The sequence below is a fragment of the Desulfobacter latus genome (genome assembly GCF_013389365.1).
In the GTDB taxonomy this organism is placed as follows: Bacteria; Desulfobacterota; Desulfobacteria; order Desulfobacterales; family Desulfobacteraceae; genus Desulfobacter; species Desulfobacter latus.
Window position 1 is genome coordinate 1 of the sequence record NZ_JACADJ010000081.1, and the last position, 16593, is coordinate 16593.

Annotated in this window: 15 protein-coding genes; 6 read left to right on the forward strand and 9 right to left on the reverse strand. The window is 46.3% G+C overall.

Features of this window, described 5'->3' with window-relative positions:
- Window positions 1–104: 104 nt before the first annotated feature.
- The 3 genes from HXW94_RS16260 to HXW94_RS16270 form a co-directional block, all read right to left on the reverse strand.
- Window positions 105–779 carry a CRISPR-associated endonuclease Cas3'' gene (locus tag HXW94_RS16260; protein WP_178367954.1) on the reverse strand — a complete coding sequence of 225 codons (675 nt, stop codon included), beginning with the start codon at window positions 777–779 and terminating at the stop codon, window positions 105–107.
- Entirely contained in the window at window positions 776–1900 is a 1125-nt protein-coding gene (locus HXW94_RS16265) for a helix-turn-helix domain-containing protein (RefSeq protein WP_178367955.1), read from the reverse strand. Before HXW94_RS16265 ends, HXW94_RS16260 begins: the two co-directional genes overlap by 4 nt.
- A 566-nt stretch (window positions 1901–2466) precedes the next feature.
- A complete protein-coding gene (locus HXW94_RS16270; protein ID WP_178367956.1) occupies window positions 2467–3174 on the reverse strand; it encodes a Bax inhibitor-1/YccA family protein in 708 nt (235 codons plus the stop codon).
- A 271-nt stretch (window positions 3175–3445) separates the two neighbouring features.
- Here HXW94_RS16270 and xseA point away from each other — a divergent pair, with 271 nt between their 5' ends.
- From xseA to fusA, 6 genes are all read left to right on the forward strand, one after another.
- Window positions 3446–4810 (forward strand): exodeoxyribonuclease VII large subunit, encoded by a 1365-nt coding sequence (gene xseA / locus HXW94_RS16275; RefSeq protein ID WP_178367957.1) that lies wholly within the window; start codon window positions 3446–3448, stop codon window positions 4808–4810.
- Window positions 4791–5018, forward strand: coding sequence for an exodeoxyribonuclease VII small subunit (xseB, locus tag HXW94_RS16280; protein WP_178367958.1), 228 nt, complete (start codon window positions 4791–4793; stop codon window positions 5016–5018). The genes xseA and xseB overlap by 20 nt, the downstream gene beginning before the upstream one ends.
- Window positions 5015–5956: a polyprenyl synthetase family protein gene (locus HXW94_RS16285; protein WP_178367959.1), complete on the forward strand. Its 942-nt coding sequence runs from the start codon at window positions 5015–5017 to the stop codon at window positions 5954–5956. Before xseB ends, HXW94_RS16285 begins: the two co-directional genes overlap by 4 nt.
- Window positions 5957–5963: 7 nt before the next feature.
- On the forward strand, window positions 5964–7844 hold the full coding sequence (gene dxs, locus HXW94_RS16290) for a 1-deoxy-D-xylulose-5-phosphate synthase (RefSeq protein WP_178367960.1): 1881 nt from the start codon (window positions 5964–5966) through the stop codon (window positions 7842–7844).
- Window positions 7834–8586 (forward strand): TlyA family rRNA (cytidine-2'-O)-methyltransferase, encoded by a 753-nt coding sequence (locus HXW94_RS16295; RefSeq protein WP_178367961.1) that lies wholly within the window; start codon window positions 7834–7836, stop codon window positions 8584–8586. Before dxs ends, HXW94_RS16295 begins: the two co-directional genes overlap by 11 nt.
- Before the next feature lie 74 nt (window positions 8587–8660).
- Window positions 8661–10730 carry an elongation factor G gene (gene fusA, locus HXW94_RS16300; RefSeq protein WP_178367962.1) on the forward strand — a complete coding sequence of 690 codons (2070 nt, stop codon included), beginning with the start codon at window positions 8661–8663 and terminating at the stop codon, window positions 10728–10730.
- 104 nt (window positions 10731–10834) lie between these two features.
- Here fusA and HXW94_RS16305 read toward each other — a convergent pair whose 3' ends face one another.
- The 6 genes from HXW94_RS16305 to HXW94_RS16330 all read right to left on the reverse strand — a co-directional run bounded on the left by HXW94_RS16305 (window position 10835) and on the right by HXW94_RS16330 (window position 16327).
- Window positions 10835–12007, reverse strand: coding sequence for an ATP-binding protein (locus tag HXW94_RS16305; RefSeq protein ID WP_178367963.1), 1173 nt, complete (start codon window positions 12005–12007; stop codon window positions 10835–10837).
- 233 nt (window positions 12008–12240) lie between these two features.
- Window positions 12241–12651, reverse strand: a complete 411-nt coding sequence (locus tag HXW94_RS16310; RefSeq protein WP_178367964.1) for a type II toxin-antitoxin system VapC family toxin — start codon at window positions 12649–12651, stop codon at window positions 12241–12243.
- Complete coding sequence (locus HXW94_RS16315) at window positions 12648–12890, reverse strand: CopG family transcriptional regulator (protein WP_178367965.1); 243 nt, start codon at window positions 12888–12890, stop codon at window positions 12648–12650. Before HXW94_RS16315 ends, HXW94_RS16310 begins: the two co-directional genes overlap by 4 nt.
- Window positions 12891–13339: 449 nt before the next feature.
- The gene (locus HXW94_RS16320) at window positions 13340–14449 is read right to left on the reverse strand and encodes an SPL family radical SAM protein (RefSeq protein ID WP_178367966.1); all 1110 of its coding nucleotides are present in this window, start codon (window positions 14447–14449) and stop codon (window positions 13340–13342) included.
- Window positions 14450–15436, reverse strand: coding sequence for a ParB/RepB/Spo0J family partition protein (locus HXW94_RS16325; protein ID WP_178367967.1), 987 nt, complete (start codon window positions 15434–15436; stop codon window positions 14450–14452). It abuts the gene before it with no gap.
- Window positions 15437–15439: 3 nt separating this feature from the next.
- Window positions 15440–16327 carry a phosphoribosylaminoimidazolesuccinocarboxamide synthase gene (locus HXW94_RS16330; RefSeq protein WP_178367968.1) on the reverse strand — a complete coding sequence of 296 codons (888 nt, stop codon included), beginning with the start codon at window positions 16325–16327 and terminating at the stop codon, window positions 15440–15442.
- Between the last annotated feature and the right edge of the window lie 266 nt (window positions 16328–16593).

Sequence of the window (16593 nt, forward strand, 5' to 3'; positions counted from 1 at the left end):
GAAGCAAAATAAACCTTTAGTAGATCTGTCTTTACAGGAAGCTGAAGAACACTTAAAAAATGTTATATAGCAAATATCATGCCTATGTACAAAATATCAAGGAGCTATTTTTCGAAAACTCGAGTATCTATATCCGGAGGTAATCCTGTAGCGGGGAAAAAAGATTCATCTGATCCTATCCAGTCTGAAATTGTAACCATGCCGGATATAAAATCCCTTTGTACTAAGGACGGTACATGGAAAGACAATGTACCATACTCTGCTTCCATTTTTTCTATCAGTTTCTTTCTTTCTTTGCTCCAGGCAGATCCGCCTAAAAGCTCACCGGAATCTGTCGGCAATGGTTGAGTGAGAACACTTCCATGGTGCATGGCGGCAATTTGAGCTACAGTCGGACATTCAAAGGGATTATTTTCATGTACATGTGCCCAGAGGGCACATGCGCTGATATGGGCATGATCTGTTATAAAATGCCCGGAAGGTTTGTCACTCAGACCCGAGATTTGTTTAATGAGTGCATCGCGAAAATATTTTAATTGAAATCCAGGAGAAACTTTGCCGATATCATGTGTTGATGCAGAGGGTATGGCAGGTTTGCTAAGTGCTGCCAAAATTTTAGGAAGTTGACGTCGCAGAATACGGCAAACCTCGGCGACATAGCGAAGATGAAATTCAACATTAATGCCGGGTTTTCCGTTTTCATCTGTTTTTGCGTAGCATTGCGTGTAAGGGATGGCTGCAGAACCTTGTTTTCTTTTATTTGAAGTAGGAAAAATCATATTTTTAGTTTCTCCACAGTTTCTTTAATTTTTTGTATTTCCTGTTGAGCTGATTTGATCCTGCCGGCTGTCAACAAAAGGTCAAAAAACCGCCCATTAGCGTTAAGTATCCGGCGCGAAGCACCAGCTTCCCCAAAATCGGTTTGATTGTAGTGGGTTTTTATTTTCTGTATGTAGGTGCTGCTTAATTCTTTAGTGATCAGATTAAGTTCCTTGAGTCGGTAAACAAAAGCTTCGGCGGATATACCAAACCTCTGTTTGATGCGCAGGACAAGATCCCAGGTCCAGGTGTCGGGGGTGATACCCAGTTGGCCCACGGTAGTTTTTACTGCGGTGTCAGGCATGAGAAATGCGGCAGCAAAATGCTTGGCAGCTCGTTTGGCATTGATGGGCCGAGGGCCGGAAGATGCGTCGGGTTCTGGAAAAAGTGGGTCTTTTCTAATTTTCATTTGATTGAAGATCAATATTTTGCCCAATTCTGTGGCAAGACAAAACAGTTGCTTTTCCGGACTTTTTCGAGAATTAATGAAAAAAAAGGCGTTCTGGTGTACGGGTTCAAAAAAAGAGACGCCGTTAAAATTGTCTGCAGATTTCATGAAACGAAATAACAGAACCCGCAATCCGAAATTTTCAAAAAGTTCAAGATAATCGAATATCACGGCATCGCCCGTGCCCATGGCGGATCTGACCTGGGCTGCAAGCTGTTCCATACCGGCGTAATCCGGCTTAAAGGGAATGGACAAAGGCAGCAGAGCATGTTTTTGAACACCAAGAATGTCTTCAAGGGTATGGAACGCTGACATCAGTGACTTGCAGGCTGATAACAATGTTTTTTGGGGAACTGTCATATCGGGCTCAACGTTCACATGGACTGCGTCTGTTTCTGCGGCTTTTGCCCTGGCCAGGGACAGATCCGGGGCAAACAGGGCATCGGTGGGAATATCCAGTGTCTGGGCCAAATTATAGATAACCTTGGCCGACGGCAGATTAACGCCACGCTCAATGCGACCCAGCGGCCCTTCCTGGATGCCGATTTTTGACGCAAGCTGTGCCAGGGTCCAGTTGCGTGACCGGCGAAAAGAACGGATGTTATCTCCGATAAATTTTAAGTCATCAAACATAAAATTATAGAAACCATATCATTATTTTTATGTCAATAAAAAAAATAAAAATAAAATAAAAATAACTTTTGAGTGTTTTTTAAACAATTTTTGCTATCCAACAGACATCAGTTCTGAAAGTAATGTAATCAAGCCCTTGTGTTCGTAAGGTCCTGGCCGTTCTTATGATTGCAGGGTAGGGCAGGGGGATATCGGGAAGTGCCGGTAGAGAAACACCGCGACCAAAATGACCTTCAAAAACCATAAATATGTTTCATTTTGAAATAAAATCCAGTGCCACGTTTCAAAAACACCTTTTGAAAACGCTTGAGTTTTATCATGCATCAATTGATCGGGACTGCCGGCGCAGTTTTCTTATTTACAGCGGGCGTAACGGACCTTTTTACCAATAGCTCCAAAATTTTTTCTTAAAGGGCAGGGCAGGGCTTTGTAACGAATACGTTCACGAGTACGAGTACACAAAGAAAAACCCCGGAACAAAAATTTTTGTTCCGGGGTTTTCTGATAGCGGAGATGCGGGCGGGACGTCCGCGCTCCCAAGTTAATTAATCCCTTGCGACAGTTAATTAATCCCTTGCGACGCCAAGCAGGCTGAGCAGATGAACGAATAATCCCATAAAATCAAGATAAAGGCTTAAAGCACCAAGAATGGCGCCTTTACGAACCATGGCGCCGGTTGCATCTGCGGGAAGGGTCGTTGCCATGGATTTCAGTTTCTGGGTGTCATAGGCGGTAAGACCGGTGAACAGCAGAACCGCAATCATGGATATAATGGTCTGCATGGCTGAGCTTTGAAGGAATATATTTACGATCATGGCTATAATTATGCCGAACAACCCCATCATCAGAAACTGTCCCATACCGGTTAGGTCTTTTTTCGTGACCATACCGTAAACACTTGCGGCACCAAAAGTCGCAGCGCAGATAAAAAAGGTGGAGGCAATGGATGCCTGGGTATAAATCATAAAGATCGGGGCCAGGCAGATACCGTAAAGAACGGTAAGGGCCATATAAAGACCTGTGGCCGTGCTTGCCTGCATTTTTTGAATCCGGGCACTGAGAAATCCGCACATGACAATAAGACCGATGAACAATACCCAGGGCATGATGGGGTTGCCGTATACGGTCTGCATCACGGCAGGGCTTCCAGATACAAAATATGAGGTCAGTCCGGTGGCGGCAAGACCAATGGTCATCCAATTGTATGTGCTTCTGATAAATGCATTAACCCGGGTCATTACGCCGGTCTGTTGATATGAAAGATTTGTGTTCATTGTAACTCCTTTTTATTTCAGGTTTAGTGATATTTTATATTTATTTAAAATAATATAACACGGGTAGGGCGGATTTCAATATTACATTTTGATTATACAAAGCCGTAATATAAAAGTTTACATAATATATATTATCAGACCTTATGCAAAATATAAATAATCTTGTTTTTCTTACTACAGGTGTTCTGCCTAATTTTGCGCTTATTGACTTTTATAAATGATTTATTTTATAAGTACGAACTTTGCGCATACGCCTGGAATAAGGACAGGAATGATACCACAGACGAATCATAAAGTGTACACCGTAGGCACACTGACACGACAGATAAAAAATCTGCTTGAGGAACGGTATCCTTTTTTATGGATCACCGGTGAAATTTCAAATTTGTCAACGCCCGCTTCGGGTCATTCCTATTTTTCATTAAAAGATGACGCGGCCGTGATTTCCTGCGCGATGTTTAAAGGACAGAAACGCCATTTAAAATTCACCCCTGAAAACGGAATGAAGGTCAAAGGCATGGCCCGTCTCTCCCTTTACGAACCCCGGGGGGCTTACCAGCTTATTTTTGAGCATATGGAACCCGAAGGCACCGGCGCGCTTCAGCGAGAGTTTGAAGCGCTTAAGGCCAAACTGGCTGCCATGGGCTGGTTTGATGCTGCGCACAAAAAGGAAGTACCTTTTTTGCCGTCAGGTATTTATGTGATCACGTCGGGCACCGGTGCTGCGGTTCGTGACATTATTCAGGTGGCCAGACAGCGCTGCCCGAGCGTTCCCCTTGAAATCATCCCCGTCAAGGTACAGGGAGATACCGCAGAATGTGAGATTGCCCGGGCCATTGAACTTGCCAATACGGTCAAAACCTGTGACCTTATTATCATTGCCCGAGGCGGCGGGTCCTTGGAAGATTTATGGGCATTTAACACCCAAACCGTGGCCCAAGCCGTTTACGAATCTGAAATACCCGTCATTTCAGGTATTGGTCATGAAATCGACTTCACCATTGCCGACTTTGTGGCGGATCTTCGGGCCCCTACCCCATCAGCTGCCGTTCAGATGGCCTTGCCTGACCAGTCAGCCATGGTTCATCAAATTTTTAGATTGCAAAATGAGCTGAACAATAAAATCGAGCGCCGTATCCGTCAACAACGGGAATATATAAATGATTTACACAGGCGGCTTAAAAGTCCGGCCAGGGTTGTGGATGATTTCAGGTTCCGCATCGAGGATCTGCAATCCAGGCGTTTGTCTTTAGTCAAAAATCACATTAACTACCAGCGCGAAAGAACGCAATGGCTCAGAAGAACACTTTCAGGCACCCTGCCCTTGTCCCGCATCCGGACACTTAAAAAAGAAGTTAATGATCTTCAGGCGAATCTGGATTATCTTTTTTATGCGTACCTGAAACAATGTAAAGATCAGGTAATTAAACAAACAGGGCAACTTGAGGCCTTAAATCCGTCAGCGGTGTTGAGCCGTGGGTACAGCATCACCCGGAATCTGTCCGGTAGTCGTGTTGGCGGTCATGTTGTGATGGATGCGGATACGCTGAATGTAGATGATGGAATTGAAATTATTTTATCTAAAGGACGCCTGGATGCCCGGGTGGAAAAAATATATGGCAAAAAAAACCTTTGAATCAGCACTAAAACAACTTGAAAACATTGTCAAAGAGATGGAATCCGGTGATTTGACATTGGAAAAGGCAGTTAAAAAATACGAAGAAGGAATTGCCAATACCCGTTTCTGCCTTGATATTTTAGATAAAACCGAGCAAAAAATCACCCAATTGACAATGAATGCTGACGGTGAGCCTGATGTATCAGATTTTAAGGAAGAACAATGAGTACGTTTGATCTTTCCGGGTATTTATCCCGGAACCGAAACCTGGTTGATGCGGCCTTGTTAAATGTTTTTCATGAACTGGATCAACACCGCGAGCTTGTCCGGGCCATGACGCATTCTTTAATGGCCGGCGGCAAACGGGTCCGCCCTGCCCTGGCGCTGGCAACAGCCGGTGCGTTAGGTGCCGATCCACGCATCGCCCTGCCCGCTTCCTGTGCCATTGAAATGATCCATACCTATTCCCTGATCCATGATGATCTGCCGGCCATGGATGATGATGACCTGCGCCGAGGCATGCCTACCTGCCACAAACAATTTTCCGAAGCTACGGCAATTCTGGCCGGAGACGGGCTTTTAACCCATGCATTTCATATCCTTGCCGCGCCAGGGTCTTGTTTCGATATCTATCCCGATACTGACACCCGCCTGATTCTGGTGGAAAAAATCTCTGCGGCGGCCGGGATTAACGGCATGGTGGAAGGCCAGATGCTTGATATGCAGGCTGAAAACAACCCTGAAGATTTGCCTTTGGATCGCCCCGGTGCCCTGGCCCATTTAAAGAAAATTCACCGGCATAAAACCGGAGCCATGATCGAGGTCAGTGTTGCGTCAGGGGCCATCAGTGCCGGTGCGGATAAAGATGCCTTAAACGCCTTGGGCACATATGCTGAAAATATCGGACTTGCCTTCCAGGTTATGGACGACATCCTGAATGTGGAAGGGGATCCCAAAGTTATGGGCAAGGCAGCCGGTTCCGATGCCCTGCGCGATAAACTCACCTTTCCTGCCATCCTCGGCCTTGAAGAATCCAAAGTCTTTTCAAAGCAGCTTGTGGCCGATGCCCTGACGGCTTTAGACAGTTACAGTGAAAAAGAATTTAAAAAAAACAGCGAACCGTTGCGCGCCATTGCCGGCTACATTATTAACAGGAACCGATGACAAGACTATGAAATATCTTGACCAAATAAACAGCCCTGATGATCTGAAACAGATTCCAAGGGATGAACTTGAGGCTGTCGCCCGGGAGATCCGGAGCAGAATTATTGAGGTGGTATCAAAAAACGGCGGGCATCTGGCACCAAGCTTAGGTGTCGTCGAACTGACCATTGCCCTGCATTACGTATTTGATTTACCCAGGGATACCCTGATCTGGGATGTGGGCCACCAGTCCTATGCGCACAAACTTTTAACCGGGCGCCACCGCACCTTTGACACCCTTCGAAAATACAAGGGCATTTCAGGGTTTGTTAAAACCAAAGAAAGCCCCTACGACGCGTTAACCGTGGGACACGCCTCCACCTCAATTTCCGCCGGTCTGGGCATGTGCTATGCCAAGATGCTCAAGCAGGACAAGTCCAATGTGGTCTCAATCATTGGTGACGGTTCCATGACCGCAGGGCTTGCTTACGAAGGGTTAAACCATTCAGGCGATCTTCAGCAGAAATACATCGTTATATTAAATGATAACGACATGTCCATCTCCGCCAATGTGGGCGCTTTATCTTCTTACCTCTCACGGACGCTTTCACATAAGGCCTTGCAGAACATGCGTAACCAGTTTGGCCAGTTTTTAAAATCCGTGCCCAAGATCGGCGACGACATGTATGAATGGGCCAAAAGGTGGGAGGAGTCATTTAAGACCTTTGTAACCCCGGGCATGCTGTTCGAGGCCTTTAATTTTGATTATTTCGGCCCCATTGACGGCCATAATCTGGATCATCTCATTGATATTCTAACTAATATTAAAGATCCTGATTCACCGGTGCTGTTGCATGTGACCACAAAAAAAGGCAAAGGATATAAACCGGCTGAAAAAAATCCGGTCTATTTTCACGGTGTGGGGGCATTTGCCGTGGATACCGGGAAATGCCCGGCGTCAAAATCAAGTGCCCCACCCTCTTACACATCGGTGTTCGGCAATTGTATGATTGCGCTTGCAAAACAAAACAAGTGTATTGTGGCGGTGACGGCTGCCATGCCTGAAGGCACCGGGCTGGGCTGTTTTGCCGAACAGTTCCCGGACAGATTTATTGATGTGGGCATTGCCGAACAACATGCCGTTACCTTTGCTGCAGGTCTTGCCGCCAAAGGCGCAAAACCCGTGGTGGCCATTTACTCCACCTTTTTGCAGCGCGGCTATGACCAGATCCTTCATGATGTCTGCATTGACGGCCTTCCTGTGATTTTTGCCATAGACCGGGGTGGCATTGTGGGGGAAGACGGGCCCACCCACCATGGGCTGTTTGATTTTTCCTATCTGCGATCCATACCCAATATGACCGTTATGGCGCCCATGGATGAAAATGAACTGGTGCGGATGATGCAGACTGCTGTGGCCCACCAGGGCCCCATTGCCTTGCGTTATCCCAGGGGGGCCGGCCAGGGCGTTGATGTTGATTACAATGCCGAGGCCGTTGATATCGGCAAAGCAAAGGTGCTTCGCACAGGCGACGATCTGTTGATCATCGGTATCGGCCGCTGCGTGAATGATGCCATGGAGGCAGCCGAACAATTGTCCGCCCAAGGCATTGAAAGCACTGTGGTCAATGCCCGGTTTGTAAAACCTTTGGATGCGGACCTGATCCTTGATCTTGCCGGAAAGATCAAAACTGTGGTGACCATTGAAGAACATGTGCTGGCAGGCGGATTCGGATCAGCCATTCTTGAACTGATCTGTGACAACGGCCTTTCAGGGTGCCGTGTGAAACGCGTGGGCGTCAATGATGTATTTGTTGAACACGGCAGCCAGAGTGAGCTTCGAAAGGATTACGGCATTGATGCCCAGGCGGTTGTGGCAGCAGGATTGACGTTGTGCCGTGAAAAATAAACGCCCCGGAAAACGCCTGGATCAGGCCTTGGTTGACCGGGGCCTGATACGCTCACGGGAACGGGCCAAAGCCATGATCATGGCCGGAAAGGTTTTGGTAAACGGTATCAAGGTAGATAAGCCCGGCACCCAGGTGAACCAGGATGCGCTGATTGACGTTAAAGCCCCGGATCATCCCTATGTCAGCCGGGGCGGGCTTAAACTTGAAAAAGCACTTCAAAGTTTCCCTGTATCTGTCCAGGATGCGGTTTGTCTTGATATTGGTGCCTCCACAGGCGGATTCACCGACTGCCTGCTCAAATTCGGTGCCAAGAAAGTGTATGCCGTGGATGTGGGCTATGGGCAGCTTGACTGGTCCCTGCGACAGGATGACCGGGTGGTGGTCATAGAGCGTACCAATATCCGTCACCTTCCCTATAACGTCATTGGCCACCCCATGGATGTCGTGGTGGCGGACACCTCTTTTATCTCTTTAAAAACCGTTATCCCGTCGGCGGAAAAATTCATGCGCCCCGGCACGGATATCCTGGCCCTTATCAAACCCCAGTTTGAGGCGGGAAAAGAAAATGTAGGCAAGGGCGGCATCGTAAAGGATCCGGAAATCAGAAACCGGGTAAAGCAGGATATGACACTTTTTTTTCAGGACAGGGGGTACAAGGTGAACGGAATTGTTACCTCGCCGGTTTTAGGTGCCAAGGGCAATGAAGAATACATAATTTCATTAATTCATCAAAAAAAATAAAATAAATCTGTTATTTTTATTTCATTTTGATTATTAGAGTATTGTTATTTTATTAATATTCTAAAGGAGCCGTAATGAGCGAAGAAATCAAATCCATGAGGAATGTGGCTTTTGCGGGCCATGGAGGTGCGGGCAAGACAACTCTTGCTGAGGCTATGCTGTTCAAGGCCGGGGTGACCAATCGCCTTGGCAAGGTTGAAGAAGGAAATACAGTAATGGACTTCCAGCCCGAAGAAATCAAAAAGCAGCAAAGTATTAACACATCATTTATTAAGTATACGCATCAAAAGCATGTCGTTACATTAATGGACACCCCCGGGGACCAAAATTTCTTTTCTGCTGCCAAAACATGTTTTCCTGTAGCCGACAGCATGGCTTTTGTTGTTGACGGTGTTGGCGGACCTTCCGCCATGACCGAAGAAGCAGCAGCTTCCGCCCTGGAATATAACCTGCCCGGTTTTGTTATTATCAACAAACTCGACCGTGAACGGTCTGATTTCAGCACTGCGGTTGCCGCGTGTGATACATCCCTGAAAAAGAAAGTCATTCCCGTATGCTATCCTATTGGAAAAGAAGACGGGTTTAAAGGCCTTGTAAATATTGTCTCCGGCGAAGCCTTTGCGTATGACGCTGACGGCCAGGCCCAAAAAATTGATATCCCGGCAGATATGGCAGATGAAATTGCCGCTGACAAGGAAGAATTCGTTGAAAATATCGCAGAGCTTGATGATGATCTGCTTGAAAAATATCTGGAAGGCGAAGAACTGACCGAAGAAGAGATTAAAGGTGCTTTCAGAAAAGGCGTTCTTGATGCTCAGTTTTATCCGGCCATCTGCACATCCGCCACAAAGATGATCGGCATTGATGTGGTATTTGATTTTATCAATGATTATATGCCCTCCCCCCTTGACCGCGGCGCATGGATTGCCAAAGATGCCGATGGCAACGATGTGGAAGTGGCGCCGGACCCCGATGCTGAATTCACCGGTTTTGTATTTGCTACCATTGTTGACCCTTACGCGGGAAGGCTTTCTCTTTTCCGGGTAATTTCCGGGACACTTGGCAAGGAAGGCAATGTCCTTAATGTGACCAAGGACACCAAGGAGCGGTTTTCACAGCTTCTTGAAATAGCCGGTAAAGAGCAAAAGCAGATTAATGGTGCCCTGCCCGGCTCGATTGTGGCCGTGGCAAAATTGAAAAGCACCCTGACAGGCGATACCCTGACCGGTGGACAGGCCATTCAGATTCCGGCACCGGCACCCTTGCCTCCGTGTATCTCCTTTGCCATTTCACCCAAGGCCAAAAGTGACGAAGATAAAATCCATGAAGCCGTGCGTAAGATCCTTCAAGAGGATACCGGTCTTACCCTGCGTCGTGAGGAAGAGACCCGCCAGACCATTCTTTCCGGCCGTGGCCTGGTTCATATTGAAATCACGGCAGAAAAAATCCAGCGCAAATTCAATGTGGGCATGGACATTGCGACACCCAAGGTGGCCTATCGTGAAACCTTCAAGAAAAAAGTCCGGGTCCAGGGCAAGCATAAAAAACAGTCCGGTGGTCATGGTCAGTATGGTGACTGCTGGATCGAGCTTGAGCCCCTTCCCAAGGGCTCCGGGTATGAATTCGTGGATAAAATTGTAGGCGGCGTGATTCCTAAGAATTATATCCCTGCCGTGGAGGCAGGCATCCGGGAAGCCATGCAGAAAGGTATTCTGGCAGGATTCCCCTGTGTGGATTTCCGCACCACCCTGGATTTTGGTTCCTACCATTCAGTTGACTCTTCGGAAATGGCATTTAAAACGGCCGGCTCTCTGGCATTTAAAAATGCGGCCGCCGATGCCAATGCGGTTTTGCTTGAACCCATTATGAAGGTCTCGGTCAAGGCGCCTGATGACGCCACAGGTGATATCATGGGCGATCTGAATTCCAGACGCGGGCGGGTGCTTGGGATGGATTCCGAAGATGATAAACAGATTATCAACGCTCTCGTACCCATGTCCGAGATGCTTCGGTATGCACCGGACTTAGGCTCCATGACCGGTGGCCGCGGTACCTTTACCATGGCGTTTGAACAGTATGATGAAGTACCGCCGGATCTGTCCAAAAAAATCATTGAACAGGCCAATGCTGAGAAAGAAGGCTGATATCTGATGGTCTGTTTGGTCAGCCAAGCCGTTCGGATCTATGATCCGGACGGCTTGTTTGTTTTGTTTTAATACCCATGATCAGAATAACTTTGTTCTTGACATTAAACTAAAAATAGCTGAGCTAGATTATAGAATGGTTCAATTGAGACATCTTTTCTTTTCTGAGATTCATTTCCAGCATATACAAGACCGCTGCCATCCGGCATCTGATCTTTAAACAGTGCTGTAAAATGCTTCAGCCCTTTAAAATAATCTCGTGTAATGGTCATGCCTGCTTTTATTTCAACAGGAAAAATGTCTGGGCCATTAACAAGTAAAAGGTCAACTTCATTGCCTTTGCTGTCGCGGTAAAAATAAAGATTGCTGTGTCTGCCATGATTGAATCGATACTTCAAGGCCTCAGCGACCACCATGTTTTCAAACAGATGTCCGTAAAGGGGGTCCCGTGTAATCTGCGTTTCATTCTGAATGTTTAACAGATATGATGCCAGGCCAATATCGTAAAAATACAGTTTAGGGGATTTGACCAGCCGTTTTGAAATATTTACATGGTAGGGTTGCAGAAAAAATATGATATAGCTCGCTTCAAGTATTGAGAGCCAGCTTCGGGCTGTGGTATGAGATATCCCGGTATCATTGGCCAGGCTGTTCATGTTTAAAAGCTGACCCACACGCCCGGCGCTAAGTTTTATGAAACGCTGAAACAGGTTTAAGTTTTTAATCGTTGTCAGTTGCCGAAGATCTCTTTCAACATAGGTTTCAAAATAATTGCCAAGGGCCTGGTTCGGTTCCAGGTCTTTATCCCAGATTCGCGGGTAAAAGCCCTGATACAGCAGGCGGTCAATGGCAGGCAATGAAAAGCCCGACTGAATTTCTTCAAGGCAGAAAGGCAGCAGCTTGACCATGGCAGTCCGGCCTGCAAGCGACTGGTTGATAGTATTACTGATTTCAAACTGCTGGCTGCCGGTAAGAATAAACTGTCCTTCTCGCTGGTTTTCATCTACCAGGGGTTGAATATAGGAAACCAGATCCGGCGCTCTTTGAATTTCATCCAGCACGGCACCATCCGGAAATTGGGCTAAAAAACTTCTCGGGTCATCAATGGCAAATTGTCGGGTGTCTGGAAATTCCAGATTGACATATGGTTTGTCTGGAAATATTTTTTTGCACAGAGTGGTTTTTCCGCTTTGCCTCGGACCTGTAATGGTGAGTACAGGGTATTGTCTGGCGAGTGATTTTGCAATCGGTTCAATTGTTCTGTCGATGAGATTCATGGGAATGTTATAAAAGACATTAGTGTATTTTGCAAGTTAAATATTCAAAATACACCCAATTGTTGTTGTGGCAACATTAAGTTAAGCGGCCGTCATGCCGCCCCAAAATCGGTGGGATAACCTACAGCCGATTTTGTTAACACCAGCCGAACCGCCTTGGTACGAGATCCGTATGCCGGGTGGTGTGGGAGGGCTCCTCAGTAATGGGGAGTCCTATCCCTATTGTGTGAGGATTATAGCAAGATTGTTTTGAATGCCTTTTTTCCTTTGATTCTGTATATAGAAAAATCACGGTCAATCGTCGCGACTTCATTTATCCCCATTTTTTCAGCGAGTAGGACAAGACATGAATCTGCAAAATCCATTGGTAGGTCTCGATATTTTTTAGTCAGTTCTTTGATTCTTTGAAAATTTGAATTTAATACATTGACTATTTCAACTCCACCCCGACTGATCCATTCGATAAAATCCAACTGTGCATTTCGGTTAAAATCCAAAAGATGCAATGTTTCTGTAATGGATGCGATCGTGGTTATGAGTAAAGCTTGATTTGACTGGATAAATTCAATAGTCTTTTGGTGGTATTTGTCTGATGAATCGAAAAGAGCAATTAATGGTCCACTATCAATAAGAATTTTGTTCATTTTCTTTTTGCCTGGAGTTTGTTTTTAAGAAGCTCTTTTCTGTTTGAGGCCAAATCATTCCGGCCACTAGAATATTTGCCGAATAAATCTTGACCAGATTCCCACGCACTTTTTGTTTCTATTTTTTTGAAATAATCTACAAGGCTTTTTCGGATAAGCTCTGACTTTGTTAAGCCAAGATTTTTTGCTGTATAGTTTAATTGCTGCTCAAGTCTTGGATCAAGTCTTAATGTAATCATAATAGCACCTCCGTAATACATAAAATAATACATTAAGGCTAAAGAATCAACGTTCTTTACACACCTGGATATTTGCCATAAGGAACTTTCAAATAATGGACCCCGGATAGCCACCTACTGTCCATCACTCCTGAACGGTGAAAAATCAGTGGTCACAGCCGGGACACCCCGTAAAATAAGCCATTTATGAGATGCCCTACTTTAAGGTTGACGCCCTGGAAGACTTTGATCAAACGGTTCAAACTGTTCCGGCTTACATCGGTAACCCAAATTTTGGGCTTGGTCATAACATCGGCCACAGCGTAGGTTGGGTTGAACGAAGTGAAACCCAACAACTTATCGGCGTTGGGTTTCGTTCCTCAACCCAACCTACCGGAAATCCGTATGGCCTAAAATATGATCAAGGCCCATATTCTCCAAACTTCTCCCAAATATTTTCAGTTTTGAAACTAAATCAGGCTGGCATCAAGTCCGCAACGGTCCGCGGCAGCCCGGTCCAGCATATGGGCAAGTGCTTTAGGCTTTCCTGGGAAAAACCCAAAGGTTTTCATCCACACCTCTTCATCTTCCATACAGAAATAGACGGCAACGTCGGGGGCAAGCTGCCGGAATACGGCCGCAAGGCGCTGGTATATGGCGATGCGCAATGGCTTGAAATAGCGCATTTTATTATCAATTCCGGTGATGAATTCACCATAAGGAATGGTTGAATCCGGGAAACGGGCTTCAATAATGGCTTTTAAATGGGGCATGAACCTGAATGTGCCAATGGAAATCCATACAACATCTTTGGGGCTGACATGGTTGAAGATGGCTTGAACCACCTTTTCATAGGCATTTTCGCATCCAGGATACAGAAAAATAGGATCAAAATGAAATGTCACCCGGAATCCCTTTGACACGGCTTTGGCTGCGGCTTTAAGCCGTGCGACCAGGCTCGCGGTACCCCGCTCCTGGGATGCAATCACCTCGGGGGTATTCACGGACCAGGACAGTATGGTCTTCCGGTTATGCTCCAGGTTCAGCAGCGCGTCTATATTAACGGTTTTTGTCTTTAATTCAAGAACGGCCCGGTCCTGGGCTGCAAATTTTTCAACCAGAAATCTGGGCATCAGGCTGACAGGTTCCCAGATCAGGGAGTCAGTATATTCGCCGGTGCCGATGCGAAAAACAGTGTCCCCGTGGAAAATCGGCTCCAGCGCGGCAGCGTACTGGTCAAAACCTGCAAAATATTGAAGCACGGGGGGATGAAAATAAGCCTGCAGGATGCAGTAAGCGCAGTCCATGGTGCAATAGGTGCCGCAATGCAAAATAGTGTAATCACAGCAGGTGTAGTAGCTGGTGCCCGGGCATTGGCGGATCAGGGCGCCCTTATTGCTGGTGATGTAAAGCACTTTTTTGGCAAATCCAACAGGATCATCCGCCTGGTTGATCAAGTCATAGACCGGCTTTGAGTCCGCAACCGTCTCCGGTATCGGTTTGACTTTTGAGATCAGGTACTCAATTTCCGGGGTCAGATCCAGATCCTTATCTATGAATACCCGGGTTGGATTGATCATTTATCTGTCCACAAGAGATTTAAAATCGTTGTTGTCCACAAGTTCAGCCAGGCGGTTGAGGTGTGTTTTAAACTCATCCACATTTTTAAACTCCATTTGCATGGTATAAACCAGTCCCTCAAAATTTTCAGGAACCGCTAGTTGAAGTCCGGAATCCAGTTCCAGCGCCTTGATCTGTTTTCGGACCTGATTTTTAACGGCCGTCAGTGCAGGAAAACGTTTTTGGACAAGAAACGTTTTGAACTGTTTCCCAAGGGCACTCATGTCTCTGTGGTCCAAACCCCTGTCAGCCGGCCCCGGGAGATCGCTCTCACTGGTTCCCAGGGGGCTTTTCTGGATAAGCTGTGACAGGCTTAATTTTTCAAGGGCGCATATCTCCTTTGTCCATGTAATGATTTCCATCTGGCGGCCCGAGGATACTTTGATCAGGGAAAAAAGATGCAAAAATTCAGTTTGGGTTTGTGCATCCATGGACACAAGCGTTTTACACGCCTTGATGGATATCTTCCCCTGATCCAAAAGGTCAAGCACAGAATCAGGCATGGCATGGATATGCGCCAACGTATTGATATAACCGGTATTCAGCGGCCTGTTGAAAATAGATGCGGCATTTTTTGCGATGTTTTCGGCATCCATAAAGCGCAATAAAAGCGCTGTGGCCCGAATGAGTTCTGCCGGCGTCAGTTCCCTTGAAAATGCATTTTCGGTTACAGCGGCCATGGCTGCATTGCGGGTTTCTTCTGCAGGCATGACACGGCAAATTATCCTGGACAGCTCGGCATGTCGGGCGGCTTCAATCCGCCGGAACCCGGAGACCACAATGTACTTATCCTGTCCGGACACCACCAGGGGCGCAACCATGATGCCATACTGAGAAATGGATGCCGTTAAATGTTCAATATCATGGTGGGGGCTTGTAATGCGAAACCCAGTATCTGAAAGGTCGATCTCAGACACTGGGATATCAGTCAATGTTATAGCTGTCATGGATCAGATGGTTTTTCCGGTCAGGCGGGTAAAAATGTCCTTGTAGGTATTGCTGGTATTGTCAATGATTTCCTGGGGCAGTTTGGGACCCGGCGGGGTTTTGTCCCAGCCGGAATTGGTCAGCCAGTCCCTGACAGTCTGTTTGTCAAAACTTTTCTGCCCTCTGCCGGGGGTATAATCGTCCAGGGGCCAGAATCTGGATGAATCCGGGGTCAGGATTTCATCAATCAGAATAATTTCACCATCAAGCAGACCGAACTCAAATTTTGTGTCTGCGATAATAATACCTTTTTCCAGGGCAAAGGCGGCACCCCGGTTATAAATTTCAAGGCTCAGGTCACGCAGCTTCTCTGCGGTCTCTTTCCCCAGAATATTTGCAGCCTCTTCAAAACCGATGTTGATATCATGATCACCGATTTCAGCCTTGGTGGACGGGGTAAATAACGGGGTCTCAAGCTTGTCGGACTCCTTGAGACCCTGGGGGAGCTTAATGTTGCACACATGGCCTTCGGATTGATAGGATTTCCAGCCTGAACCTGAAATATAGCCCCTGACAATACATTCCACAGCCATGGGCCGGGCTTTTTTCACCAGCATGCTGCGGCCGTCAAGCTTGTCTTTATATTTATGAAATTGCACGGGATAATCATTTACATTCGTGCTGATAATATGGTTTTTAACGATGCTTTCCATTTGTTTGAACCAGAACACTGAAATCTGGTTCAACACCTTGCCCTTGTCCGGGATGATGTCAGGCAGCACCACGTCAAACGCGGAAAGCCGGTCGGTTGTTACCATGAGCAGGGCATCGCCCGTATCAAAAATGTCCCTGACCTTTCCTTGTCTGATCAGTGGCAGGCCTTCATATTCTGTTCCGGGTATAATGCTCAAGCGTTCTCCTCCTCTCCTTACAATTTAATTTGAAAATTTTGCGAATAAATTTATCACACAATGATTTATTTTACTATTGAATCGACAAAAATAACCTTGAAAACTATTTTTCAAGAGCTGTATAGATCAAGATAACCAATTATAGTGGTTTGCAAATGAATTGATAAATATCTAAAATTTTCATGTTATAATAAAAAATTGGGGGCTTTTATCTGATTTCGCCTTTTCTTTAACTTGCCATACCTCGATTTACCATTGCTGATCCT